We start from the raw sequence: 24973 nt of genomic DNA, 5'->3' as shown, positions 1-24973 counted from the left end.
CGGGCCCCGACCGGCAGCTATGGCAGGACCTCGATCGTCGGGCATGGCGGCGTGCGAAGCGCGCATTTGCCGCGCGGCCGTGTCGCGTGTCGGGATCGGCGAGCTGGTCAGGCGGTCAGCAGGTGCGCGAGGCCGAACCCGAGCAGGCCGGCGCCGAGGCCACCCGCGAGGTTCGCGGCCACGTTCCACAGGGCGTGGTGCCAGCGCCCGTCCTCGACGAGCCGCAGCGTCTCGTACGAGAGCGTCGAGTACGTGGTGAGCGCCCCGCAGAAACCGGTGACGAGCAGCGCCGACCAGCCGGGGGCGGCGACGGCGACCGCGAGGAACACGGCGAGGCCTGAGCCGAAGACGTTGACCACCAACGTGCCCCAGGGCAGGAACCGGCCCGCGTAGTGGGCGACGACGAGGTCGGTGAGGAAGCGCGCGGGCGCGCCGACGGCGGCGCCGGCCGCGATCAGGAGGAGCGTCATGCGCGGCCCCGCACCAGGAGTCGGCGGGTCGCGTACATGCCGGCGGCGGCGGCGAGCAGGGCCGCGGCCATGGTCGCGAACGCGTACACGACGGCGAGCGCGGTGGCCCCGGCGTTCGCGGCCCGGCCGATGTCGACGATGTAGGTGGAGAAGGTGGTGAAGCCGCCGAGGATGCCGACGCCGACGAACGGGCGGATCATGCTGAGGCCCGGCGCGACCTCGGTGACCGTGATCATGAGGATCCCGATGAGCAGGCCGCCCACGGTGTTCGCGATGAACGTGCCCAGGTCGAACGAGCCGGGGGAGGCGGGGAAGGCGACGCCGAGGCCGTAACGGGCGAGGGCGCCGATCGCGCCGCCGGCCGCGACCGCGGCGAGCGCGGGTCGGGACACGGCGCGGAGCATGTGGCGCAGCGGCGGGCGCGGGGATTCGGGCACGTCTTGAATCTAGGGCCTGTCCGGCCGAACCGGGAGCGGCCCCTGGCCGCGGTGTCTCGGCCGGGTCGGTGGTCGGGGTGTCGGATCGGGGCCGAGCGAACCCGGTACCGGCCATGACCACCCGACCACCGCCCCAACTGAACGGTTGGGCGGCCGGGCCCGAGCGGCGGGGCCGCCGTTATTCCCTCTCGCGGCCCCGTATGCGGTCCCTCACTGACGCTTGCGCCTGTTATGCGAGTGCCGCTACCGTTGGCTCGCGATGCGCTACACGATCACTGACCAGCACCTGACACGCAGGCGTCACCTCGACCTCTGCCGCGTGTCCGCCGTGCTCTGTCGTTAGCCCGAACCTCTTCACCGGCGGGCTCGCCGATGACTCCCCTTTCCGCTGGCCTCGAGCCCACCCCAGCGTCTCCCTGAAATCCCGCAGCCGGGCCGTGCCCTGCTGTCCGCCCAGAATCCAAGAGGTTCACCATGTCCGCAACCGCGGCGTCAAACGACGCGAAGCGGCGCAAGCGCTTCAAGATCCCGTTCGCCTGGCAGCTCCTGATCGGCCTCGTCCTCGGCCTCGTGCTCGGGTTCGCGGCCCGCGAATGGTCCGTGGCCTGGCTCGGCACGACCCTCGAGACGGTCGGCACGCTGTTCGTGCAGCTGCTGTTCCTGATCGTCCCGTTCCTGGTGTTCACCGCGATCGTCGCCTCGATCGCGAACCTGCGCAATCTCGCAAACGCGGGCCGCCTGGTCGCCAAGACCCTCGGCTGGTTCGCGCTCACCTCGGCCATCGCCGTGGCGATCGGCCTCGCGATCGGCCTCGCCACAAACCCGGGCGAGGGCGTGACCCTGACCAGTTCGGCCGCGGCACCGGAGACGACCGGTTCGTGGACCGACTTCCTCACCGGCATCATCCCCACCAACGTGGTCGACGCGTTCGTGAACGTGAACGTGCTGCAGATCGTGTTCCTCGCGATCGTGGTCGGCGCGGCCGCCGCGAAGCTCGGCGACAGGGCCGAGCCGTTCCTGAAGTTCAACGAGTCGGCGCTGGCGCTGGTCCAGAAGGCTCTGTGGTGGGTGATCCGTCTGGCGCCCATCGGTACCGCGGCGCTCATCGGCAAGTCGGTGTTCGCGTACGGCTGGGACCTGCTGGAGCCGCTCGCGGTGTTCAGCATCGACATCTACGCGGGCGCGCTGATCGTGATGCTCGTGGTCTACCCGGTGCTGCTGCGCCTGGTCGCGAAGGTCTCGCCGGTCCAGTTCTTCCGCAAGGCGTGGCCGGCGATCCAGTTCGCGTTCGTGTCGCGCTCGTCGGTCGGCACGCTGCCGCTGGCGCAGCGGATCGTGACGGATCGGCTCGGGGTGGCGCGCGACTACGCGTCGTTCGCGTCGCCGTTCGGTGCGACGACGAAGATGGACGGTTGCGCCGCGATCTACCCGGCGATCGCCGCGATCTTCGTGGCGCAGGTGTACGGGGTGCCGTTGGGCGTGCAGGACTACCTGCTCATCGCGTTCGTGTCGGTGATCGGCTCGGCGGCGACGGCGGGCCTGACCGGTGCGACGGTGATGCTGACCCTGACGCTCTCGACGCTGGGCCTGCCCTTGGAGGGTGTGGGCCTGCTGCTGGCGATCGACCCGATCATGGACATGATCCGCACGGCCACGAACGTGACCGGGCAGATGGTGGTGCCGGTGATCGTGGCGAGGTCGGAGAAGAACCTCGACCTCGAGGTGTACGACGCCAAGCCGGTGCCGCTGGACGCCGAGGCCGCCTTCGGCGGTGCCGCAGAGGCCGGCTCGGAGGAGCCGCCTCGCAAGGGCGAGCCCGCGCTACAACCTGCTTAGACCATATATCCTATAGGATTCCCTGAGCTTTACCCTCTCTCCTGAAAGATCGGGGGCCGGTCCGATGCGGACCGGCCCCCGTTTCGCTGTTCGCCATATACGGACGGCCGCTTGATGAGTGGTGCCCCACCGCCGGTCTGGCGCCAGGCATCGAGCGGATTCGTCCACGCAAGATGCCGACCGGTACCGATGCAGCTCAAGCTGGACGGTTGTCCTCGGGACCGGTCCTCGCGCGTAGGCATGATCCTCGGTTGGCGACGAGAAGGGTGCTTCATCGGGGACGGATGGGTTCAGCCATGGTGCTCAGTTCTGCCCGCCCATGTGGCAGGAGGCAGCTGGTATGGGACTGATTTCTGCCGGTCTCCCGCCGCTGGCCCGCCTTGATCCCAGCCGGTTCCGGCGAGAGAATCGAAGTCGCCCGACCTGAAGGGTGCGCAGAACCATCATGAGTGGCAGGGAAAGACGAGCCGCGATTGACACGTTCGTCCCGGCCCTCGGCGTTGAGCGAGCCGGCTGCATCGATGAGCGCAGCGCAACCCTTCAACGGGCAACGCCCCGCTCCTGCCACCGGTCGGCAGCCAGGCGAGCTGCACGGCCCTGCGCCATCAGCTCGCCCGCCACGGCGCCAGGAGTTCGATGCACGGCTCGGCCGTGCGGAAGCCGTGCGACATTCGTGCGAGCATCGCGAAAAATGGCGGCATTCAGCAGCCAGGGCACCACATTCCCACCAGAGATAAGGCGTATCACCTCATGGTCGACAACGGCAACACCACCGAAGGTTCTACCGTTTCCGTCGGCGGCTTCGACCGCCGACGGCTCTTCACGCTCGCGGCGGGAGGGGCCGCTGCCGCCTCGGGCATCCTCCTCCCCGCGACCGCGGCGCAGGCGCACGGCGAACTCCGGTACTACTCCGGCATCTGGGCTCAGAAGACGGTCAACGCGTCCAACGCTCAACTCAAGTCATACAGGTACCGACCGGCGTTCCACGACAAGCTGAACGCCTGGCTGCAGCTCTGGTTCGAGAACACGCCGTACGAAAAACCGCTCAGAGTGTGGATCTCAGGAGTCCACAAGGACAGCGGCAATGCGGCGCAGCAGCAGGGCAGGGCGCTCCTCCTCGACCACATCTACGTCAATCACGGCGGCCCCAACGCGCAGGGCGCCTTCCAGGCCAACTACGAGATCTGGGGGAGAGGGAGCGGTTCGGGCCTCACCTACGCCCGCAATAACTACTGGGCGACTGCGGCGACCCTCCACTACCACTTCGGAACGGTGCGGACCTATCTCAACGGCAGCAGAGTCAGCCTCTACGTCGACAACATGACGTCCGGCACCGGCACCACTTCCTTCACCAGGACCAAGTCGCAGATCCTGCATGTTCAGGCCAGCTGCCGCTATATCTGGGGCAAGGGGACCGCCATCGACGGCGTATGGAGCGACCAGGCCAAGCGGCACTCGCACGAGGTCCTGGAGCGGATCGGCAAGGGCGGCTACCTGGGAACGTCGAAGTCCCATTGGCAGGCGTTCAACGTCGCCACGATGCGCAAGGGCATCGGGACCGAGACCTACTGACCCCGGGTCAGTGCCGCGACTCGATGAACCGTTCGAGGCCGTCGAGGACGCGGTCGAGGCCGAATTCGAAGTAGTCCTCCATGGAGGCGCCGGACGCGGAGCCGGGTGCGACGAGGCGGGCGAGGTCGGGGAAGCGTGCGCGTGCGGCCGGGTCGGCGAGGAACTGGAAGAAGTCGGTGTCGCCTCCGGCGCTGCCGATCTCGGGGCGGACCGCGCCGAGCGCGAAGCAGTCGACGGTGAGGACGGCGATGAGCCCGAGTTCGGCGGGCAGGCCGACGGCGCTGAGGCGGCCGAGCACGGCGTCCACCCATCCGGCCTCGCCCGGCCCCATGGTCCGCTCGGAGGTGGCCACGGTGAGCGCCCACGGGTGGGCGATGAAGAGGTCGCGCACGCCGAGTCCCCAGTGGCGCAGGACGTCCCGCCAGTGGTCGGCCTCCGGGAGGGGCAAGGGCCCGGCCATGAGGGAGTCGTACATGAGGACGACGAGTTCGTCCTTGCCGGGGACGTGGCGGTAGAGGGACATGACGCCGCTGCCCAGGCGTTCGGCGAGGTGCTTCATCGAGACCTTCTGCAGGCCTTCGGCATCGGCTATGGCGACGGCTTCGGCGACGATGCGTTCGCGGCTGAGACCTGGGGGGCGTCCGCGGCCGGCGCGGGCCGCCTCGCCCCAGAGCAGGTTGTAGTCGACTTTCCCCACTGGTGCGTTCCTTCCGCTCGCGTCCCGAGACCCGCAGCCTACGTCCCGGCCGGATGTTCGCGGCACCCGTCAATTTGGCGTATGAGGTACGCTAATTAGCGTACCTCATACGCATCGTTCTGACCCCGTGATCGGAGCACCCCCATGGCCGAGCCGACACTCCTCGCCGAAGCCCCCGAAACCCCTCCCGCACAGGCGAAACCGAAGTGGTACCGCCGCCCATGGATCGTCCCGCTGTTCGTGATCGTGGGCCTGTTCGTGGCCGCGCGGCTGCCCTCCTACCTCAGCTTCGACACCGGCGACTCGCTCGTCGAGCTGCAGGAGGCCTTCCCCGAGACGCACTACCTGATGCTCTCGGGGCACATCCTGTTCGGCTCGATCGCGATCATCACCTGCTCGATGCAGGTCTGGCCGTGGCTGCGCCGGCACCACCCGAAGGTCCACCGGATCTCCGGCCGGGTCTACGTGTTCGCGGGCGTCGTGCCTTCGGGCCTGTTCGCCCTGGTCGTGAGCATCGCGTCGGTGATCGGCCCGGCCGGGAAGGTCGGGAACGTGTTCCTCGCGCTCCTGTGGTTCGCCGTCACCTTCGCCGGGCTCGTCGCCGCCAGGCGCCGCCGCTTCCAGGAGCACCGGCGCTGGATGATCCGCAGCTTCGCGCTCTGCACGTCCATTGTGGTCAACCGAGTGTGGCTGGTGCTGTTCCTGGTCGCGCTCATCCCGTTCCGCGACGGCTACTACGGCGGCGACATGGACGCCCTCATCGAGGACGCGGCCGTCGCCTCGATCTGGACCAGCTGGATCGTGAACCTCATGATCGCCCAGTGGTGGCTGGACCGGAAGCCCCGCCGACGGGCGCCTGCCACCAAAGTCGCAGTCGGGGCCTGAGCCCTGCGACCTTAGGGGCGGCCGGGCCTCCACCCCCGGTCGCCCCGGCGCAGGCGAAAGTCCATGCCGCGGAAGGATTCCTTCGGGCCCGCGGCGCGCGAACCTGAGTACATGCACACCTCTACCGCGGCGGCACCGGCCGCCGAAGCCACGCCAGCGTCGAAGCGCCTGCCGCTGCTCGACGTGCTCCGCGGCGTCGCGATCCTCGGCACGCTCGGCACCAACATCTGGATCTTCGCCTCCCCCGCCGGGGAGGCCGGGCCGCTGCTGGGCAGTTCCGGCGCCACCAACGACGACTCGTTGCTCGGTGCCCTCTTCGAACTGCTCACCAACGGCAAGTTCCTCTCGATGCTCACCGTCCTCTTCGGGGTGGGCCTGGCGATCCAGTTCCGCTCCGCCGAGAAGCGCGGCCGCCGCTGGCCCGGCCGCTACCACTGGCGGGCGCTGTTCCTCTTCGCCGAAGGAACCGTCCACTTCGTCCTCGTGTTCGCGTGGGACGTGCTCATGGGCTATGCCGTCACCGCGATCGTCGTGGCCTGGATGCTGCGGCGCTCGCAGCGCGCGCAAAACGCGGTCATGTGGACCGCGCTCAGCCTGCACCTCGCGCTCATGGGCCTCATCACCGCGGCGATGCTCGGCGGCCCGGGCGTGGAGCAGCAGCGCGACCCGGAGATCGAGGCCCTCTACGCCTCCGGCTCCTGGATCGACCAGGTCCAGTTCCGGCTCGACAACGCGCTCGTCTTCCGCATCGAACCCGTCGTCACCTTCCCGCTCCTGGTGTTCCTGTTCATGCTGGGCGTCAAGCTTTTCCGCGCAGGCGCGTTCGGAGGCGGCGAGACCGGCAGCCGGATCCGGAGGCGGTTCCTCGTGTGGGGCCTGGGCATCGGCGTGCCGCTGAACCTCGCGATGATGGCCGGGCCGGACGGGCTGTTCTTCCTGGAACGGTACGTGGCCGCACCGGTGGTCATGTTCGGCTACATCGGACTCGTCGGCCTGGTCGTCGAGCACGCGCGGCGCGGGACCGCCATGGCCGCCTTCGAAAGCCTCGGCCGCACCGCCCTCAGCGGCTACATCCTGCAGAACCTGCTCGCCTCGGCGGTCTGCTACGGCTGGGGCCTCGGTCTCGCCGCGAGGTTCGGCGCTAACCCGTGGTTCGTCCTCGGCCTCTGGGCCGCGATCAGCGCCGTGCTGCTCGTCGGATCGAGCCTGTGGCTGCGGCGCTTCACCACCGGGCCCGCCGAGATGCTGCAGAAGGCAGTACTCCGCTAGACATAAAGGTGCGGGCCGGGAAGCCCCCTCCGGCCCGCACCTCCCCCTCTCGGGTCCCGGCCGCTATGCGGCGACCGCGACCCTGTCGCGAGCAGCGCGACGTTTGATGAGCCCCACCAAGGGCCACAAGGCGATCAGGGCGATGATCGCGTAGATCGTCCACGAGGTCGGGCCGCCGATCAGGCCCGTCAGGTCCCCGCCCGAGAGCTGCAGCGACATCCGCCCCTGCCGCTCGGCCATCGGCCCGAGGATCAGCCCCACGATCAACGGCAGCACCGGCAGACCGAACCGCCGCATCGCCAGACCCACGAGACCGAGCGTGAGCAGCAGGAACAGGTCGAACGGCTGCGCGTTCACCGCGTAGGCGCCCATCGAGGCGAAGAACAGGATCCCCGCGTACAGGTACGGCTTGGGGATCCGCAGCAGCTTCACCCACACCGGGATCAGCGGCAGGTTCAGCACCAGCAGCAGCAGGTTGCCCACGAACAGGCTCGCGATGAGCGTCCACACCAGCGCCGACTGCTTCTCGAACAGCAGCGGGCCCGGCTGGATCCCGTAGTTCTGGAACGCCGCGAGCATCACCGCGGCCGTCGCGTTCACCGGCAGACCCAGCGCCAGCATCGGCACCATCGTGCCCGCCGCCGACGCGTTGTTCGCCGCCTCCGGGCCCGCGACGCCCTCGATCGCGCCGTTCCCGAACTCCTCCTTGTGCTTCGAGAAGCGCCGCTCGGTGATGTACGACAGGAACGTCGGCAGCTCCGCGCCCCCGGCCGGCACCGCCCCGAACGGGAACCCGAGCGCCGAACCGCGCAGCCACGGCCCCCACGACCGCTTCCAGTCCGACTTGCCCATCCACACCTTGCCGACCGGGATGACGCTCCCCGCGTCGGTCTTCAGCCGCGCGGCCGTCCACAGCGCCTCGCCCACGGCGAAGATGCCGACGGCCACGATGATGACGTCGACGCCGCTGGCGAGCTCGGCCACGCCGTACGTGAGCCGCTGCTGGCCCGTCACCGCGTCGATGCCGATCGTCCCGATGACGAGGCCGACGAGGAGTGACGCGAAGCCCCGCACCCGCGAGGAGCCGAGCACCGAGGCGGTGGCGACGAGCGCGAGCACCATGATCGCGAAGTAGTCGGGCGCACCGAGCGTGATCGCGAACTGCACCGTGACCGGCGTGACGAACACGAGCGCCAGGGTCGCGATGGTCCCGGCCACGAAACTGCCGATCGCAGCCGTCGCGAGCGCCTGCCCGCCGCGGCCGTTCTTCGCCATCTTGAAGCCCTCGAGGACAGTGACCACCGAGGACGACTGGCCGGGCGTGTTGAGCAGGATCGACGTGGTCGAGCCGCCGTACATGCCGCCGTAGAAGATCCCGCCGAACATGATGAACGCCTGCGTCGGCTCCATCCCGTACGTGACCGGCAGCAGCAGCGCCACCGCCATCGCGGTGCCCAGGCCGGGGAGGACCCCGACGGCCGTGCCGATCGTGACGCCGATGAGCGCGATGAGCAGATTGCCCGGGGTGAGGATGGCGGCGAAGCCGTCCATCAGCGCATTGAGGTTGTCCATCAGAGAATCCCCTGCAGGATGCCCGCGGGCAGGCCCACGCCGAGCCCGATCGCGAAGCCGTAGAACGTCGCCAGGCCGAGCGCCACGGCCGCGGCCAGTGTCAGGAGGTACCGGCGCGAGCCGAGCACTACGCCTGCGCCCCAGAACAGGAGCGACCCGGAGATCACCCAGCCCAGCCAGTCGATGAGCAGCGCGTTCGCGATGAACACGGCGCACAGCAGGCCGATCGTCCGCCAGTCGAAGTTCCCGTCGTCCTCGCCGTTCTCGGCCTCGCCCCGGCCGCCGCGCAGCACGTCGAGCGTGTAGAACGCGGCCACGGCGAACAGCAGGATCCCGAGGATGACCGGGACCGGCTTGGGACCGATCGGGTCGTTCGAGGCGGTGAAGCCGGCCAGGCGGGAGGCGTCGACGATCACGAGGACGCCGAGCACGGCGAGGAAGCCGCACACCCACAGCTGCGCGAGGTCGCGCCGCGGCGGCGGTTCGGCGGTCGCCACCGCGCCCTCCCGTTCAGAGGGCGCGGCGGCCTCGTCGGGCACGGTCATGCCAGGCCCAGTTCGGTGAGGACGTCGGCGACGCGCTGGTCCTGCTCCTCCAGGAACTGGGCGAAGTCGTCGCCGGTGACGAACGCGTCGGTCCAGCCCTGCTTCTCGAGCTCCTCCTGCCACGCGGCGGAGTCGTGCATGGCGGTGAGCGCGTCGATCCACTTGTCGCGGTCGGCGTCCTCGATCTCCGGAGGCGCGACCCAGCCGCGCCAGTTCGTGAACTCCAGGTCGATGCCGGACTCGACGAGCGTCGGCGCGTCGGGCACGAGCGACACCCGCTCGGCCCCGGAGACGGCGAGGACCCGCAGCTGCCCGGCGTCGATCTGGTCGATGAACTCGCCCACGCCGCTCGCGCCGAAGCTGATCTTCTCGCCCAGCAGCGCGGGCAGCAGCTCGCCGCCGCCGTCGTAGGACACGTAGTTGACCTTGGTCGGGTCGATGCCGACGGCCCCCGCGAGCTGCATCGGCAGCAGGTGGTCGGGCCCGCCGGGAGAGGAGCCGCCGCCGACGGTGACGCCGGCGAGGTCCGCCGACCAGGCCGCGACCAGGTCGTCGATCGACTGGTACGGGGAATTGACGGGCACGACGATGGCGCCGGACTCCTCCACGAGCTTGGCGAGCGGGGTGGTCCCGGTCAGCTTCGCCTCGGAGTTCTGCGTGTAGGAGGCGCCCACGACGCCCAGACCCATCTGCATGGCGAGCTCGCCGTTGCCGGACTCGCTCACGGTGCGCTGGAGGCCGACGGTCCCGCCGGCGCCTTCGAGGTTGAACACCTCGATGCCCTTGGCGATCGCTTCGTCCTCCATGATCCGCGCGATCGAGCGGGCGGTCGTGTCGTAGCCGCCGCCGGGGCTGTTGGGAACCATGATGCGCAGGCCCGTGAGCGGGCCGCCGCCGTCGCCGCCGGCGTCGTCGGCGGTGACGCCGCAGGCCGAGGCCGCCGCAAGGGCGGGGACGGCCGCCGCAGCGCTGAGGAAGGCCCTCCGGTGAAATTTCATCGTCATTGCTCTTTCATTTCGAGGGTGGTGTGAGAGACGATGGTCACCCTGGCGCGGCCCCGACGTCAGCCTTGTGTCCGTAACGATCATTGAGTTCATTGTGTTCAGGCCCCGACTGCGCCTCTCGCGCCGCCCGACCCTCGCCGGTCAGCTCCTCGTCTTCCAGCTGACGGTGATCCTCCTCGTGCTCGCCGCCGTCGCCGGCGTCTCGATCGCGCAATCGCAGGCGCTGTTCACCATCGAGCAGGGCCGCCGCGTCACCCAGCTCGCCGAGAGCCTCGCCGCTGCGGACCTCGTGCGCGGCCGCCTGCCCGAGCCGGTACCCGCGCAGACCCTCGCGCCCGAGATCCAGTCGAGCCTCGAGCGCTGGCAGGTGTCCTCGGTGACGATCGCCGACGCCGACGGCGAGGTCGTCGCGTCCACGAACCCGCTGCTCATCGGCACCGAACTGCCGCTCGGTCCGGGCGTGCTCGACGGTCGCGGCTGGCGGGGCGAGATCGAGCTGGGCGGCCGCACCGAACTCGTCGGGCAGGCGCCGGTGATCGACGACGCGGACTACGACCTCCTCGGCGTCGCCGTCGTCGGCCAGGAAGTGCCCTCGGCGGCCGCGCTGCTCGCCGGGGACAGCCCGAACCTGCTGCTCTACCTGGGGATCGCCTCGGCGCTCGGCGTCGCCGGGTCCTGGCTGCTGGCCCGCCGCATCAAACGCCAGACCTTCGGCATGGAGCCGCGCGAGATCGCCGGGCTCGCCGAGCACCGCGAGGCGATGCTCTACGGGATCGCCGAAGGCGTCGTCGCCCTCGACGAGCAGCACCGCGTCACCCTCGTCAACGCCGTGGCCCGCCGCCTCCTCGACCTGCCCGACACCGCCGTCGGCGCCACGGTCGACGAGCTCGACCTCACCGCGCGCCTGCGCGACGTCCTCACCGGCGCGGCCGAAGGCCCCGACCAGGTCGTGCTGCAGGGCAATCGGGTGCTGGTCGTCAACCGGATGCCCGTCGCGAAGGACGGCCGCCCGCTCGGCTCGGTCGCCACCCTCCGCGACCGCACCGAGCTCGTCCAGCTCGAACGCGACCTCGGGTCCTTCCGCTCGACCGCCGAGGCGTTGCGGGCCCAGGCGCACGAGTTCGACAACAAGCTCCACACCATCTCCGGGCTCATCCAGATCGGCGAGCAGGAGGAGGTCGTGGCCTATATCGACGCCCTCAACCGGCACCGCCAGTCCCTCGACCTGCACATCGCCGAACCCATCCGCGACAAGGCGATCGCCGCGCTGCTCATGGCGAAGTCCGCGCAGGCCTCCGAGCGGCGGGTGCGTCTCGACATCGTCGCGGAGAGCGCGCTCGCGCCGCTGGCACACGAGGACTCGGCCGACGTCGGCACCGTCCTCGGCAACCTCGTCGACAACGCCGTCGAGGCCGCCGCCTCCCACGCGCGCGACGCGCCCCTCCCGCGCCGCAGCGACACGGACGCGTGGGTGGCCGTCTCGATCCGCGAACACGAAGGGACCGTGCACATCACCGTCGACGACTCCGGTCCCGGCGTGCCGCCCGAGACCGCCGAGGAGGTCTTCGCGCACGGCTACACCACCAAGGCCGCGGCCGGGGAGCACGGCATCGGACTTGCGCTGACCAGGCTCGTGTGCGAGCATCACGGCGGCTCCGTGACCCTGGAGCACACCGAACAGGGCGCCCGCTTCACCGCGGTCCTGCCGCTCCTCCACGACTCCGCCCTGAGGAACGACGCCGCCCCGCTCGAATCCGCCCGCCCGGTGAAGGAACCGACATGATCGATGTGCTGGTCGTCGACGACGACTTCCGGCTGGTCAACATCCACCGGGGCTTCGTCGAACGCACTCCCGGCTTCCGGGTCGTCGCCTGCGCCCGCACGGGCGAGGAGACCCTCGCGGCCCTCGCCGAGCACAAGCCCGACCTGGTGCTCCTCGACCTGTACCTGCCCGACGCGTTCGGTCTCGACCTGCTGAGGCGGATGCGGGCCGAAGGCCACGAATGCGACGTCCTGGTGATCTCGGCGGCCCGCGAAGCGGAGGCGGTGCGCGCGGCCGTGCGCCTCGGCGTCGTCTCCTACCTGCTCAAGCCCTTCAGCTTCGACGACTTCACCGAACGCCTCGAGCAGTACGCCAACCGGCGGGCCGGCCTCGCCGCGGCCGCCGTGCGCGACCAGGCCGACGTGGACCGGGCCTTCGACCGGCCCGCCACCGGGCCGATCGCGATGCTGCCCAAGGGGCTCAGCAGCGAGACCGCGAAACTCGTGGAGACGGCGCTGCGCGAGGCCGAAGGGACCCTGTCGGCCGCCGAATGCGCCGAGCAGATCGGCGTCTCACGGGTGAGCGCCCGCCGCTACCTGGAGCAGCTGGCCGACACCGGCCGCGCCGAGGTGGCGCTGAAGTACGCGGGGCGGGGCCGCCCGGAGCGCCGCTACCGCTGGCGCCGCGCGGACGGCCCCCATCCCTAGTTCTTGGTGGTGACGCCCTCGCCGGCCGGGTTCACCACCCACCAGATGTCCTGCACACCCTGCCCCTCCGTATCACCCGGCTCCTTGTCGTCCGCGTAGTAGTACAGCGGGTGGTCGTTGTAGGTGACCTGCATCGTCCCGTCCGTACGCTCGGTCGTGCCGATGAGCCCCGCGTCCACACCGTCGCCGACGGTGACGTCCTCGGTGTCGGTCAGCAGCGGCGGCCACTTCGTCGCGCACTCGTCGTAGCAGGTCGACTCGCTGGTCGTGTCGGGCGTGAACAGGTAGAGCGCCATCCCGTCGTTGTCGACCAGGAACTCCCCGAGCTCATCGTCGGTGTCCGTGGCGAGCGAGGCCGCGACCTCGGCGGTGCCCTCGTCGGTGGGCGATGCGGTCGTGGTGGGCGCGCCGTAGGGCGAGCCTCCGTCGTCCGAATCGGAGTCACCGCACGCGGCGGCTCCGAACAGGGCGAACGCGGCAGCGGCGAGCGCGCAGGCGCGCTGGTGTCGTATCCATCTGGTCATGCGTGGAGCCTAAGCAGCGAAGGGGCCGGCTCGCGGGAGTTTCGCGCTGCTCAGAGCAGATCCGCTGCAGGCGGAACCGGTTGCCGCCGCGGCTCGCGGGGCCGCATCGTGGAGGCATGAGTGAAAACGGGAAACCGCCGCTGTTCGACGACCGGGCCAGGCGCGAGCTGTACCAGCAGCGCGTGCTCGTCCTCGACGGCGCGCTGGACGACGACAACGGGACGCTGCTGGCCACGCAGATGCTCTCCCTCGCGGGCGAGAACGCCTCCGCCGACATCGCACTGTGGATCCACTCCCCGGGCGGATCGGTCCCCTCGATGCTCGCGATCCGCGACGTCATGCGGCTCATCCCCTGTGATGTCTCCACATTGGTGCTCGGCTTGGCGTGCAGCGCGGGCCAGTTCCTGCTCTCGGCCGGCACGAAGGGCAAGCGCCGCGCGCTGCCGCATGCCCGCGTCCTGATGCACCAGGGCTCGGCCGGGATCGCCGGTGCCGCCGTCGACATCGAACTGCAGGCCAACGACCTGCGCCACACCCGCGACACGGTGCTCGGCCTCATCGCCGAGGACACCGGCCAGCCCATCGAGCGGATCTTCGAGGACTCCCTCCACGACCGCTGGTACACCGCCGCCGAAGCCCTCGATTACGGCTTCGTCGACGGCGTGGTGGCCGCGTTCGACGAGATCGCCCCGCAAACGCGCCGCAGCGTCGGGCTCGGCCTCACCCGCGAAGGAGCCTCCGCATGAGCACCTACTCGATCCCCAACGTCATCACCAAGAACGACCGCGGCGAGCGGATCATGGACGTCTACTCGTACCTGCTCTCGGAGCGCATCATCTACCTGGGCACCGGCATCGACGCCGGGGTCGCGAACGCGCTCGTCGCGCAGCTGCTCCATCTGGACGCGGAGAACTCCGAGCGCACCATCAACCTGTTCATCAACTGCGAGGGCGGCGACCCGAGCGCGATGCTCGGCATCTACGACACGATGCGGTACATCAAGGCGAAGGTGGCGACCACGTGCGTCGGCCAGGCCGTCGCGGTCGGCGCGGTGCTGCTCGCGGCCGGGGCCGAGGGGATGCGGGCGGCCCTGCCGCACGCCCGCATGGTGCTCCACCAGCCCGCCGCGCAGGGGCGCGGGACGATCCCGGACCTGATCCTCGCCGCCGACGAGCTCGTGCGGGTGCGGGCCGACATCGAGTCGATCCTCTCGCGCCACACCGGTCAGACGGCCGAGACGCTGCGTGCCGACACCGACCGGGACCGCGTGTTCACCGCCGAGGCCGCGAAGGAATACGGCCTCATCGACGTCGTCATGCAGGAACGTTAGGCCGCCAGCGCGTACGCCGAATTGTGGACGTAGGCGGCGACGGAGGCCGAGAACTGGAACGACTGCAGGCGTTCGGCGACGGCCACGGTGAGATCGGTGAGGGTGAGTTCGAGGGCCCCGGCGACGGCGGCGATCATCTCGCTGGAGGGGTCCTTCATGCCGCGTTCGATCTCGGAGAGGTACTGCGGGGAGATCCCGGCGCGACCGGCGGTGTCGGTGAGTTTCTCGCCGCGGTCGTGGCGCAGGTCGCGGAGGCATTCGCCGAGGGCGTCGCGCCACAGCGGCTCACTGTCGTGAGCGGCGCCCTCGTGAGCGGTGTCGTCGTGGGAGGCGTGGTCGCGGGGCGCGCGGTCCGGCTTCGGATCGATGTGCTCCGGCAACGCGGGTGCAGTCTCGGCCATGCCTCATCGTAGGTCCGGAGGCGGCCCGCGGACCAGGACGTTTCGCTGTGAGCAGATCGGGAACCGCGAACCCTTGCGCTCGCCGCTCCCGCGAGCAGCACTGCTTCCCCGAGGTCGAGGTCGGGGTGGCCCGGGAACTGCGCCCCCTCGGGCAAGAGCGCACGGGCGGCGGGTCATCCGGCCGCCCGTGCCGTTCGCCCCGACTAGAAGTCGTACTTCAAGTACGGCTTGATCATCGGGTAGATCAGGTCCATCCGCACCGCGCTGTTCGGGCAGCCGCCCAGGTGGTGCAGGCCCACGACCGCTCCGGACGAGCGGCTGATCACGGGCGATCCGGAGGAGCCGCCCTCGGTGTCGCAGTAATAGGAGAGGTCAGAGCCCCTGACGTAGCCGACGGCCCGGTTGTCGAGGATCCGGCAGGTCTCGATGCCCTGCGAGGGCTTGCCCTCGTCGCTGGCCGAGGCGATCCGCAGCGGCCTGCCGCCCGGGTGCTCGGGGATGAAGACCTCCTCGCCCTTGTCGGCGTGCCCGGAGTCGAGCTCCAGGTGAGGCAGGTGGTCGATCTTGGCGTAGTCGTCCACGGTGAACAGCGTGAAGTCGTACCTGGCGTTCGTGGTCAGCACCTTGGCACCCCGCACCTTGAGCGGCGTGCTGATCGCCCCGCCCGCGCACTTGCGGCACTTGTACTTGAACTGGACCTCGGTGACCCGCGCTTCCCGGCTGGTGGTGAAGCAGTGGTTGTTGGTCAGGAGCCGGTTCCCGTGGTCGGCGAGCCAGGCGGTGCAGTACGACCGGTCGTCGATGATGAGCCGCGCCACCGAGCGGCTGGCCTCCCACGCCTCGACGTCGTTCCCCCTGTAGCAGGCGGCGTTCTGCGTGTCGTCGTTCCCGCAGATGCTCTCGGGCCCGGCCTCCCATTCGGAGGGCCGCGAGGCCAGCTCGGTCTCGTTGAGCCCGCGCGAGTACGCGACGAGGCGGGCCTTCGCGGGGACGCCGTCCTCGACGTCGCGGAGCAGGACCTCCGCGGTGTCGCCCTCGATCGAGAGGGCCCGCAGCTCCCCGTCCTCCACATCGGCGGCTCCGTACACGTAGGACTCGGCCCCGTCGGGGCTCGCGACGGTGAGCGTGTCGCCGGAGCCGAGCACCACTTCGTCGAAGCGGGCCTTGATGAACGCCGCGTCCTCGTGGCGCACGAGGTGGGCCTCGCCCGCCTCCAGGTACACGTCGGCGGGCTCGACCTGCGCGATCTGGTCGGCCGCGTACCGCGGCTCGGTGTCGGGTTCGGCGATGGCGGCGGGCGCCCAGGTCACGGTCGCGACGGCCCCGAAGGCCGCCGCGACCAGGATTCGACTCGTGTGCAAGTTCCCGGTTCCTCTCGGTGCATACCGACCGCGGCCCGGGGTTTCCGGGCCGCGGGGCAGGTGGACATGCGGCCCTGAATGTAAATGAGCCCGGGGCGCAATTCCGGAGGTTGGCGGAATTGGTTGCGGTCCTTGCAAAACCGTCTAGGCCGCGGTGACCGGCCACATCGTCGAGCACGTCACCGGGCATCGCCCGTGGACGCTCGAGAAGTTCCTGCGCGGCGACCGATTCCTGGCGACATCTCGCCGTCTGAGCGAACTCAGGGGACGCGCAACTCCACCGCCTCCAGGCGTTCCGGTTCGGCGATCGCCTCGATCGCGGCGATCCGGTCGTCCTTGAACGACACCGTCAGCACCAGCTTCAGCCTTCCCTTCGGCGCCAGGACCACGCCGACCTCGCCGTCCAGCAGCACCGCCCGCGTCCAATGGCCCGCACCGGCGAACTGCTCCGCGATGGTCCGGGCACCGAACATCTCGGTGCCGGCGCCGAGTCGCCGCGCGGCCTCGTCCGGACGGTAGGTGGCCTCCGGGTCCAGCATCGACAGCAGGGACTCGAACTCCCCGTCCCGAGCGGCCCGCATGAACGCCTCGACCGCGCGGAAGCGCCGCAACCGGTCGCCGGTGGCGGCCCCACCCTGGTCCCGCACGCGCCGCCGCGCGCGACTCGCGATCCGCTGCGTCGTCTCCGGGCTCCGGTCCACGATCGGCGCGATCTCCGCGAACGGCACCGAGAACAGGTCGTGCAGTACGAACGCCAACCGCTCGACCGGGGACAGCGCCTCCATGACCACCAAGAGCGCCAACCCGACCGAATCGGCCATCACCAGCTCCGCCTCGGGATCGGTCCGCCGGAACAACCGCACCGCGGGCTCGGCGGGCCGCTCGTCGAGCGAATCCTCACGCCGAGACTTGCGCGAACGCAACTGGTCCAGGCACACCCGGCTGACCACCCTCGTCAGCCAGCCCGCGAGGTTCTCGACCTCGCCGACATCGGCGCGAGCGGCCTTGATCCAGGTCTCCTGCACGGCATCGTCGGCCTCGCTCAGCGAACCGAGCATCCGGTACGCCACCGCACGCAGATGGCCTCGGTGCTCCTCGAAACGCTCGGCCGACAAGCTTGATTCGTCCATCGGTCTGGTTTTCCCATCGCCGTTCGTCAGAGCAGTAAGGAACGAAATCCTACGCCGGGCGAGCGTTGCGACGACCGCCTCACGCGACGGGCCCCGTTCCCCCGCCCACGGCCCGAACGGGCCGCCTACACCGCAAAGGAACCGATCATGAACCTCTTCCTCTGGATCCTCACGGGACTGCTCGCCGCGGCCCTGCTCGTCAGCACCTCCAAGGCGTTCGTGCCGCGGGAGAGGATGGCCGCGACCAGCCCTGCCGCCGAATGGGTCCTCGACTTCAGCCCGACCTCGCTGCGGATCATCGCGGCCCTCGAATTCCTGGCCGCGATCGGCCTGATCCTCCCCGCCGCGCTCGACATCGCCCCGATCCTGGTCCCCGTGACCGCCACCTGCGTGGCCTTCCTGTTCGTGGGGGCGACGACCATGCGCTTGCGCCGCGGCGAGCGGAAGACGGCCATCGCCGATCTCGTCTACCTGATGATCGCCGTCGTCATCGCCATCGGACGCTTCGGCCCGTGGGCGTTCGCGAGCTGACGGCAGGGCCGCTTCGGCCCGCCCGATCCGCCGACCGGCCGGCTCGTTCACGTCGCGCTGAACGACTCCGGGAGTGTCGCCCGCATCCCGGCCAGCGCCTTGACCAATGCGGGGTGGTGCTTGGCCGACTTGATCCAGGCGGGGAGCCGGCTCGCCAAGGTCGAGTTGCCCCGGCTCTGCTCGCGCACACCGGCGGCCACGAATCGCTCCAGGAAGTCGAGATCGGGCTCGTTCACCGCCCACAGGAGACGCCCGCGGAACTCGGTCTGCAACCACAGCGGCAAACCGGTGCGCGGCTCCTGGCCCCGGTCCAGCGCCCCGTTGGGCAGGATCGTCATGTCGAGGCGGCGCGACCATCCGCAGCGGCATCGCATCAGCTTCGTTCCGCTCGCGTTGCGCCGCCCGCGCCAGGGGAGCCACTGCCCGCAGTCCACGGTGGGGTGACGATGGACGACGGCGGGTTCATGCAGATCGGCGAGGTGGCCGAGCGGACGTCCTTGAGCCTGCGGATATGGTGACGTCCTGGGCCTGCTCGGCCGCGGCCGCTATCGACGCCGGGTCGGTGACCTCGAGCGCGAGCGGGACGGCGCCGGGGTTCGTGACCGGTTTTTCTTCGAAGGATTTGTGTCGCACGCAACCCTCGTTCGTCAGTTCGCGGACGCGGTCCCTTCGTGGGCGTTCAAGAGTTCGGCCAGCAGGTCGGGCCGTTCCAGAGCGATGAAGTGGCCGACGCCCGGGACCTGTGTGAACTCGGCGTCGGGCAGCAGCGCCCGGTTGGCCTCCCGGTCCGAGGGTCGGGACCAGTCCTGCTCGCCGTAGACGAAGTGGACGGGCGCTTTGACCTCGCGGTAGCGGGAGCGGGCCGCGATGAGGCTCGGGAGGTTGAGGTAGACGCCGCGGGCGACGGTCGGGTAGCCCGGGCGGGTGCCGACGTGGAGGAGTTCGTCCACGTAGTCCTCGTGGAGGGCGGTCTTGTCGCCGAGCCCGCCCTGGAGGATGGCGCGGAGGGCCGGTTTGGGCTCGACTCCGGCGACTACCGGGCCGACCAGCGGGGCGCGGACGCCGCTGATCACGGCGCGGGCGAGGAGGCTTGAGCGGGCGATGCCGCCGCGGAAGTCGTAGGTGTTGACCGCGATGACGCGGCGGACCCGCTCGGGCAGGTCGGCGGCGGCGGTCAGGGCGAGCGTGGCGCCCATGGACTCGCCGAGCAGTGTCACGTCGTGGAGGTCGAGCTCGGCCAGGAGCCGTTCGACTCCGGCGCGCATCGCGGGCTCTTCGTAGGAGGCGCCGGGCACGATCTCGGAGTAGCCCATGCCGGGCAGGTCGAGGGCGTACACCGTGTACCGGTCCGCGACCAGTGGGATGAGGGCGCGGAAGTGCTCGGCCTGGGTGCGCACGGTGTGCAGCAGGACCAAGGGAGCGCCGCGGCCCGCCTTGAGGTAGCGCAGCGCCCCCTCGCGGGCGTGGCGCGGGGGGACGGTGTGGCTGGTCGTCCCGGGGATGCGGATGGTGGGACGCGGGGCTTCGTTCGACATTGTCGGTGCTCCTCAGGCTCGATTGTAAACCGATCGGTTTCAGCAATTGTAAACCGATCGGTTTTCGCGATGCAAGTGAGGTACACCGATCAGTTTTCGTTTGGCCGGAATCGCGCTAGCCTGGCACGATGACCACGGACGTGAAGCCCAGTTCCCGAGAGCGGCTGCTGGAGGCGGCGGCTGCGCTCACCTACCGCGAAGGCGTCAACATCGGCATCGAGGCGCTGTGCAAGGCGGCCGGTGTGTCCAAGCGCTCCATGTACCAGCTGTTCGCCGGCAAGGACGAGCTCCTGGCCGCCAGTCTGGACCGGCGCGCCTCGGCGTACGTCGCGGGGCTCCTGCCCACCGCGGACGACGGCCGAACGGCCCGCGATCGGATCCTCCACGTCTTCGAGCAGGTGGCATCCCAGTCGGCCGACCCGGAGTTCCGCGGCTGCCCCTACCTGTCGGCGGAGATCGAACTCAAGGACCCCGACCACCCCGCGAGCCGGGTGGCACGGCAGGTCAAAGCGGACCTGACCTCATTCTTCCGGGCCGAGGCCGAGCAGGGCGGGGCGGCTGATCCGGACTTCCTCGCCCGGCAGCTCACCCTGGTCTTCGACGGCGCCAGCGCGCGCGCCGGGATCGGCGCCGAGCACCTTGACGGCTTCCTCACCCCCACCGTGGCCGTCCTGCTCGACGCGGCCGGCGTGCGCTGACCCCGACCGGTCCGCTCCCCGACCACGGTCCGCATCGCCGTCGTCGTCTCCCGGCTCCGCGACGCACCGAACACGACTCGGCACGTTGCGAGGCGTCGGCTCCAATTGTCAACCCGCTGAACAAAACCTCGCCCAGTCCCTTGCCCAAAAGGGACCGGCTTGTTATGTTGAGGCTCAAAACTAACCAAACGCTTACGTTTCCCTACCAACCCGACCACCCCCTCCCCTTTGGAGCACTCGTGCGACGACGCACTCTCGCCGCTTCGCTCGGCACCGCCGCGCTCGCAGCCGCCGCCGTTCCCACCGCCGTCCAAGCCAAAGCCTCCGGCCGCTGCGAGGACGTCTACACCTGGCGCAACGCGATCGTGAACGGCGGGGGCTGGGTCCCCGGCATCGTCTTCAACGAGACCGAAGCCGACCTCATATACGCCCGCACCGATATCGGCGGCCTCTACCGCTGGCAGGAACCGACCCAGACCTGGAAGCCGCTGCTGGACTGGATCGGGTGGGACCACTGGGGCTGGACCGGCGTCGTCTCGGTCGCCACCGACCCCGTGGAGCCGGGCCGCGTGTACGCGGCGGTCGGGACTTACACGAACGACTGGGACCCGACCTCCGGCGCGGTCCTCTACTCCGACGACTACGGGGAGACCTGGGGAGCGGCCGAGTTGCCGTTCAAGCAGGGCGGCAACATGCCCGGCCGCGGCATGGGCGAGCGTCTGGCCGTCGACCCGCACGACAACGCGGTCGTCTACTTGGGAGCCCCGAACGGCAACGGCCTGTGGCGCTCCCACGACCATGGCCGCAGCTGGGCCGAGGTCACCGACTTTCCGAACCCCGGGAACTTCGTCGTCACCCCCGGCGACCCCTACTCCGGCGACAACCAGGGCGTCATCTGGGTCGAGTTCGCCGATGACGGCCGGATCCTCGTCGGCGTCGCCGACCCGGCCGACCCGCTGTACGTCTCCGCCGACCGCGGCCGGACCTGGCAGCCCGTCCCTGGCGCGGCCGAAGCCCTCGGCACCGCCGACGGCAACCGCACCATCCCCAAGCAGGCCGCAATCGACCACGAGAACGGCCACCTGTTCATCGTCACCAGCTGGAACCCCGGACCCTACAACGGCCCGCCCGCCACCGGCCGAGGCGGCTCGATCCAGCGTCTAGCGCTGGCCACCGGCGAGTGGACCGACATCACCCCCGCGTACGACCCCCTCGGCACCATCCCCGGATTCGGCGGCATCACCGTCGACCGGCAGCGCCCCGGGACACTGATGGCCGCGACCGAGAACCACTGGTACCCCGACGAGATCCTGTTCCGTTCCACGGACTCCGGCGCCACCTGGCAGACCAGCTGGGACTACGCGTGGGACGCGAACTGGTCGTGGCCTCCGGAGCGCACCGACCGGTTCACCCTGGACCCCACCGGAAACGAGTGGCTGACCTTCGGCAAGGTCGACGACGGCCCGGCCTATGCGATCAAGCACGGCTGGATGATCGACGCCCTCTCGATCGACCCGCACGACTCCGACCGGATCATGTGGATCGGCGGGACCGTCTGGGGCACCGAGCAGTTGACGGCCTGGGACGCGCAGGGCCCGCTGGTCGGCTGGGACGACGCGGCCGGGCACCAGGTGCCGCTGCCGGTCGAGCCGTTCGAAGTGGGCATCCGCGTCCAAGGCATCGAGGAGACCGCGGTACAGGACATCGCCGCGCTCGGCGGGACCCTCGTCTCGGCTATGGGCGACCTCGGCGGATTCGTCCAGACCGACCTCGATCAGCCCGGTGCCATGATCCGCCGCCCGAACTGGACGTCCGGCCGCAGCCTCGACTTCGCCGGTCTGAACCCCGACGTCGTCGTCGGCACCGGCGATGTGGAAGGCGAGGTCGACGGGCACGTGGGGGTTTCCCTCGATCGCGGTGCGACCTGGTTGACCACGAAGCGACTGGACGGCGTCGCGGGCGGGGGCAACGCGGGCACCGTCGCGGTAAGCGCCGACGGGGCGGTGATCGTCTGGTCTCCAGGGGACGGGACGACCACGCCGGTGTGCAGCACCGACCTCGGCCAGACCTGGACTCCCGTCGAGGGACTCCGGCTCGCGCATCAGGCCGGTGGCGCTTTTCCGGTGCCGGATCAACGGCAGGAAAAGCGCCACGATCGAATTTCTAGCTGTGATGCGCCGAGCGCATGCGCGGTTGGACGGCGGCGGCGAATCGCTCGCTAGGTCCACAGTGAGTAGTTTGCAGGTGAAGTTGCGGCCTCCGGCGGACGAGGTGATCTCGAAGCCGAACGCGATCTCGTCGATGCGAACCCGCGGCATGCGGCCGTTGGCCACCAGCCACTGGGCGTGCGCGGTGATGTCCACCCATGTGTCGGTGGTGTGGTTGCGGGCCAGGAAGCTGTAGACGGCGTTCGCGCCGTTGGTGCCCTGGTAGAGGGCCCAGTTCTGGCCGCCGAGGTTGACGTCGGTGACGTAGGAGCCGATCGGGCGCGCCAACCAGTCCTGGAGCCTCCGCTAGCCTGCGGCAAGCGGCAAGGGGCGCCGAACCGTACAGGTTCGGCGCCCCAGGCCGTTCGGGCAAGCGGTGGTGCGAGGCCCGCAGGGGCCGGGGTGCGATCGCCGCGCCCCGGCCCTGGCTTCACTTAAGGTGGTTCGCCGGCTTGGTGGTGAGATTGAGCAGGTACTCGAGCGGCCCGCGCTTGAAGAACCGGGACCATATGGCGGCGAAGACGATCGCTCCGAGGATGAGGGTGAGGACCGGGATCCAGGATCCGCGGACACCGCCGCCCGGCAGGGACAGCGAGGACATGACGACGAAATGCCCGACATAGGCCGTCAGGGACATCGTGCCCACCGCGACGATCGGCGTCATCAGGCGGCGAAGGCGCGGCAGGCGGTCCATCAGGAAGGTCGCGCCCACGATCACCAGGATCGCGATGCCGACGCTGCCGACGATGTCGAACGTGGTGCCGCTGTGCGGCCCGGCGACGAACAGCTCCCTGACCGAGGGCTGGTAGTCGAGCGACCCGCTGTCCATCGGCGGCTTCGAAGAACCCGACCACGAGCCGGAACCCGAACCCGACCAGGAGCCGGAGGACCCGTCCTCGGCCATGCTCCGCAGAGCGCCCTTGCCGGCCAGCAGCAGCGACAGGCCGTAGGCCGTCGCCGTGAGTCCGGCGCCGAGGACGGCGAGGCGGCGCTGGTTGGCGGGGGCGGACAGGTCGACTCGTCCCAGGGCCATGCCCGCCACCACGAACGCGATCCAGGGGATCGTCGGGTAGAAGCCGGTGAACAGCAGATCGATCACGCCGACGCCGCTGAGCTTCTCCAACGGGTCGTACGCGTCGACGGCCTGCTGGAAGGAGCCGCTCAGCAGCGGGCGCATGAGGAACGCCGACTGCGGCCCGACGACCGCGAGCGCCGCCGCGGTGATCGCCAGTGTCTTCGCGCTCAGCTTGAGGAACATCATGGCGACGAGGAAGTAGACCCCGTAGAAGCCGATGATGATCACGTCGCCGTAGAACTTCGCGAGCAGGGTGCCGAAGGCGAGCAGGACGACCGCACGGATCGCGATGCGCGCCTTCGCTTTTCGTCCGGCGAGGCCGGTCTTGGGCTCCTTGCGTCCGGCGATGAGCATCAGCGAGAAGCCGGCGAGGGTGGCGAACAGGACCGACGAGTGCCCGTCGGCCATGTAGCGGACCCAGCTGCCGACACCGCTCGTGGTCGAGAGCATCGGGCCGACGTGCACGATATACATGCCGAACACGGCCAGCGCGCGGGCCAGGTCCACGCCGACGAGGCGTCCCATCGACGCCTCGCCCTTCGAAGGGGGAGCGGTCAAGGCGGAGTCGTCGGGCTCGCCCGGAGTTCGAAGCGAGGGAGATGCGTGCTCATGCGGAGCCGCTTTCTCTTGCGGTGGTTGCGAATGCGTCATGTCTTCACTCTGTGGTGACGGGAAGGCGTGAACCACCCGGCAGTACGCGGTTTCCGGCTCGCCGATCGGCGGGAACCGGGACCCCGATCGGCGGGGAAGCCGGCAGTCGACCGGGTCGGGCCCGGCTTCCCCGCGGTCCTACGGCCGCATGATCTTTTCGAACCTGAAGAACCCCTCGCCGTCCGGAGGTTCGGCATGGTCCTCGTCCGCTTCCTCTCCATGCGGGTCGTGGGGGTCGGGATGGTGTTCGTTGAAGAACTCGACGATGTGGAATCCGCATTTGTTGACGTAGAAGTGGATGTTGCGCTGCTCGAAGGAGGGCGTCCCGGTCTCCCACACCTCGGTCTGCGGGTACGCGGCTTCGATCGCCCTCCACGCCGCCAGGCCGATCCCGCGGCCGTGATGCTCCGGGGCGATGTAGAAGAAATCCAGCGAGTTGCGGCGCGTCCGGTCATCGATCCTCAGCACCGCGCCGCCGATCTTCGCTCCCTCGAGCAGCACGTGGTACACGGCCGCTCCGGGCGCACGGCATGAGGCTCGGACGTCCTCGTCGGGAGGGATCGGGACCTCTGCGCCGCCGATGCCGTATGCGGCGGCCGCTTCGGTGAACGCCCGCTGCAGTTCCCTCCGGAAGAGGGGGAGGTCGGTGTCGGCCGCACGCTCGAGCGTCACGCCGTGAGCGGTCATGTCGTTCTCCTTGTGTCAAGTGGCGGGAGGGGGGGGGGGGCGGGGGGGGGGGCCCCCCGCCCCGCCCCCCCCAGACCGCACCCCCCG

The 24973-nt window shown here is 70.0% G+C and carries 25 protein-coding genes and 1 pseudogene; 11 read left to right on the top strand and 15 right to left on the bottom strand.

The genetic code is table 11. The annotated features are described in order from the left end of the window. Positions 1–107: 107 nt before the first annotated feature. The gene (locus tag JHY01_RS05080) at positions 108–470 is read right to left on the bottom strand and encodes a CrcB family protein (protein ID WP_205324520.1); all 363 of its coding nucleotides are present in this window, start codon (positions 468–470) and stop codon (positions 108–110) included. Further along, positions 467–907, bottom strand: coding sequence for a CrcB family protein (locus tag JHY01_RS05075; RefSeq protein ID WP_307814250.1), 441 nt, complete (start codon positions 905–907; stop codon positions 467–469). Before JHY01_RS05075 ends, JHY01_RS05080 begins: the two co-directional genes overlap by 4 nt. A 474-nt stretch (positions 908–1381) precedes the next feature. Here JHY01_RS05075 and JHY01_RS05070 point away from each other — a divergent pair, with 474 nt between their 5' ends. Together JHY01_RS05070 and JHY01_RS05065 are read left to right on the top strand one after the other, a co-directional pair. Continuing rightward, a complete protein-coding gene (locus tag JHY01_RS05070; RefSeq protein WP_205324519.1) occupies positions 1382–2743 on the top strand; it encodes a dicarboxylate/amino acid:cation symporter in 1362 nt (453 codons plus the stop codon). A gap of 750 nt (positions 2744–3493) precedes the next feature. Beyond that, positions 3494–4315: a hypothetical protein gene (locus JHY01_RS05065; RefSeq protein ID WP_205324518.1), complete on the top strand. Its 822-nt coding sequence runs from the start codon at positions 3494–3496 to the stop codon at positions 4313–4315. A gap of 7 nt (positions 4316–4322) precedes the next feature. Here JHY01_RS05065 and JHY01_RS05060 read toward each other — a convergent pair whose 3' ends face one another. Next, complete coding sequence (locus JHY01_RS05060; protein ID WP_205324517.1) at positions 4323–5012, bottom strand: TetR/AcrR family transcriptional regulator; 690 nt, start codon at positions 5010–5012, stop codon at positions 4323–4325. A 144-nt stretch (positions 5013–5156) separates the two neighbouring features. On the opposite strand from JHY01_RS05060, the gene JHY01_RS05055 reads away from it, so the two are divergent. Both JHY01_RS05055 and JHY01_RS05050 read left to right on the top strand, forming a co-directional pair. Then, a complete protein-coding gene (locus JHY01_RS05055; RefSeq protein WP_205324516.1) occupies positions 5157–5897 on the top strand; it encodes a DUF2306 domain-containing protein in 741 nt (246 codons plus the stop codon). A 111-nt stretch (positions 5898–6008) separates the two neighbouring features. Beyond that, positions 6009–7166 (top strand): DUF418 domain-containing protein, encoded by a 1158-nt coding sequence (locus JHY01_RS05050; RefSeq protein WP_205324515.1) that lies wholly within the window; start codon positions 6009–6011, stop codon positions 7164–7166. A gap of 63 nt (positions 7167–7229) precedes the next feature. Here JHY01_RS05050 and JHY01_RS05045 read toward each other — a convergent pair whose 3' ends face one another. From JHY01_RS05045 to JHY01_RS05035, 3 genes are read right to left on the bottom strand one after another with little or no spacing between them, the layout of a single operon-like run. After that, a complete protein-coding gene (locus JHY01_RS05045; protein WP_205324514.1) occupies positions 7230–8738 on the bottom strand; it encodes a tripartite tricarboxylate transporter permease in 1509 nt (502 codons plus the stop codon). Continuing rightward, positions 8738–9283 carry a tripartite tricarboxylate transporter TctB family protein gene (locus JHY01_RS05040; RefSeq protein ID WP_205324513.1) on the bottom strand — a complete coding sequence of 182 codons (546 nt, stop codon included), beginning with the start codon at positions 9281–9283 and terminating at the stop codon, positions 8738–8740. Before JHY01_RS05040 ends, JHY01_RS05045 begins: the two co-directional genes overlap by 1 nt. Continuing rightward, positions 9280–10281 (bottom strand): tripartite tricarboxylate transporter substrate binding protein, encoded by a 1002-nt coding sequence (locus JHY01_RS05035; RefSeq protein WP_205324652.1) that lies wholly within the window; start codon positions 10279–10281, stop codon positions 9280–9282. The genes JHY01_RS05040 and JHY01_RS05035 overlap by 4 nt, the downstream gene beginning before the upstream one ends. A 100-nt stretch (positions 10282–10381) precedes the next feature. Between JHY01_RS05035 and JHY01_RS05030 the strand changes: the two genes are divergently transcribed. Then, positions 10382–12070, top strand: a complete 1689-nt coding sequence (locus JHY01_RS05030) for a sensor histidine kinase (protein ID WP_205324512.1) — start codon at positions 10382–10384, stop codon at positions 12068–12070. Continuing rightward, positions 12067–12756, top strand: coding sequence for a response regulator (locus tag JHY01_RS05025; RefSeq protein ID WP_205324511.1), 690 nt, complete (start codon positions 12067–12069; stop codon positions 12754–12756). The genes JHY01_RS05030 and JHY01_RS05025 overlap by 4 nt, the downstream gene beginning before the upstream one ends. Here the strand turns inward: JHY01_RS05025 and JHY01_RS05020 are convergent. Beyond that, the gene (locus JHY01_RS05020) at positions 12753–13280 is read right to left on the bottom strand and encodes a hypothetical protein (RefSeq protein WP_205324510.1); all 528 of its coding nucleotides are present in this window, start codon (positions 13278–13280) and stop codon (positions 12753–12755) included. The two genes, JHY01_RS05025 and JHY01_RS05020, sit on opposite strands and share 4 nt — an antisense overlap. 116 nt (positions 13281–13396) lie before the next feature. Between JHY01_RS05020 and JHY01_RS05015 the strand changes: the two genes are divergently transcribed. Together JHY01_RS05015 and JHY01_RS05010 are read left to right on the top strand one after the other, a co-directional pair. Continuing rightward, complete coding sequence (locus JHY01_RS05015; RefSeq protein WP_205324509.1) at positions 13397–14026, top strand: ClpP family protease; 630 nt, start codon at positions 13397–13399, stop codon at positions 14024–14026. Beyond that, positions 14023–14610 carry a ClpP family protease gene (locus JHY01_RS05010; protein ID WP_205324508.1) on the top strand — a complete coding sequence of 196 codons (588 nt, stop codon included), beginning with the start codon at positions 14023–14025 and terminating at the stop codon, positions 14608–14610. The genes JHY01_RS05015 and JHY01_RS05010 overlap by 4 nt, the downstream gene beginning before the upstream one ends. On the opposite strand, the gene JHY01_RS05005 is transcribed toward JHY01_RS05010, so the two are convergent. From JHY01_RS05005 to JHY01_RS04995, 3 genes are all read right to left on the bottom strand, one after another. Further along, the gene (locus tag JHY01_RS05005; protein WP_205324507.1) at positions 14607–15011 is read right to left on the bottom strand and encodes a helix-turn-helix domain-containing protein; all 405 of its coding nucleotides are present in this window, start codon (positions 15009–15011) and stop codon (positions 14607–14609) included. The genes JHY01_RS05010 and JHY01_RS05005 overlap by 4 nt on opposite strands. 203 nt (positions 15012–15214) lie before the next feature. Further along, entirely contained in the window at positions 15215–16372 is a 1158-nt protein-coding gene (locus JHY01_RS05000; RefSeq protein ID WP_205324506.1) for a serine protease, read from the bottom strand. Between the two features lie 260 nt (positions 16373–16632). Further along, entirely contained in the window at positions 16633–17502 is an 870-nt protein-coding gene (locus JHY01_RS04995) for a sigma-70 family RNA polymerase sigma factor (protein WP_205324505.1), read from the bottom strand. A 147-nt stretch (positions 17503–17649) separates the two neighbouring features. Here JHY01_RS04995 and JHY01_RS04990 point away from each other — a divergent pair, with 147 nt between their 5' ends. Beyond that, positions 17650–18033: a DoxX family protein gene (locus JHY01_RS04990; protein ID WP_205324504.1), complete on the top strand. Its 384-nt coding sequence runs from the start codon at positions 17650–17652 to the stop codon at positions 18031–18033. 47 nt (positions 18034–18080) lie between these two features. On the opposite strand, the gene JHY01_RS04985 is transcribed toward JHY01_RS04990, so the two are convergent. Together JHY01_RS04985 and JHY01_RS04980 are read right to left on the bottom strand one after the other, a co-directional pair. Then, on the bottom strand, positions 18081–18371 hold the full coding sequence (locus JHY01_RS04985) for a hypothetical protein (RefSeq protein WP_205324503.1): 291 nt from the start codon (positions 18369–18371) through the stop codon (positions 18081–18083). 309 nt (positions 18372–18680) lie between these two features. Further along, positions 18681–19568, bottom strand: coding sequence for an alpha/beta fold hydrolase (locus tag JHY01_RS04980; RefSeq protein WP_205324502.1), 888 nt, complete (start codon positions 19566–19568; stop codon positions 18681–18683). A gap of 128 nt (positions 19569–19696) precedes the next feature. Here JHY01_RS04980 and JHY01_RS04975 point away from each other — a divergent pair, with 128 nt between their 5' ends. Both JHY01_RS04975 and JHY01_RS26375 read left to right on the top strand, forming a co-directional pair. After that, the gene (locus JHY01_RS04975) at positions 19697–20266 is read left to right on the top strand and encodes a TetR/AcrR family transcriptional regulator (RefSeq protein ID WP_205324501.1); all 570 of its coding nucleotides are present in this window, start codon (positions 19697–19699) and stop codon (positions 20264–20266) included. A 239-nt stretch (positions 20267–20505) separates the two neighbouring features. After that, positions 20506–22488 (top strand): sialidase family protein, encoded by a 1983-nt coding sequence (locus tag JHY01_RS26375; RefSeq protein ID WP_240192410.1) that lies wholly within the window; start codon positions 20506–20508, stop codon positions 22486–22488. A 63-nt stretch (positions 22489–22551) separates the two neighbouring features. On the opposite strand, the pseudogene JHY01_RS28005 reads toward JHY01_RS26375, so the two are convergent. The 3 genes and pseudogenes from JHY01_RS28005 to JHY01_RS04960 form a co-directional block, all read right to left on the bottom strand. Beyond that, positions 22552–22761, bottom strand: a pseudogene (locus tag JHY01_RS28005) (hypothetical protein); the annotation flags it as partial. A 142-nt stretch (positions 22762–22903) separates the two neighbouring features. Beyond that, entirely contained in the window at positions 22904–24199 is a 1296-nt protein-coding gene (locus JHY01_RS04965; RefSeq protein ID WP_205324500.1) for a DUF418 domain-containing protein, read from the bottom strand. 138 nt (positions 24200–24337) lie between these two features. Continuing rightward, complete coding sequence (locus tag JHY01_RS04960; protein ID WP_205324499.1) at positions 24338–24886, bottom strand: GNAT family N-acetyltransferase; 549 nt, start codon at positions 24884–24886, stop codon at positions 24338–24340. Positions 24887–24973 lie beyond the last annotated feature (87 nt).

Source organism: Glycomyces sp. YM15, assembly GCF_016918015.1.
GTDB lineage: Bacteria > Actinomycetota > Actinomycetes > Mycobacteriales > Micromonosporaceae > Glycomyces.
This window is presented reverse-complemented; position numbering and strand designations above follow the sequence as displayed.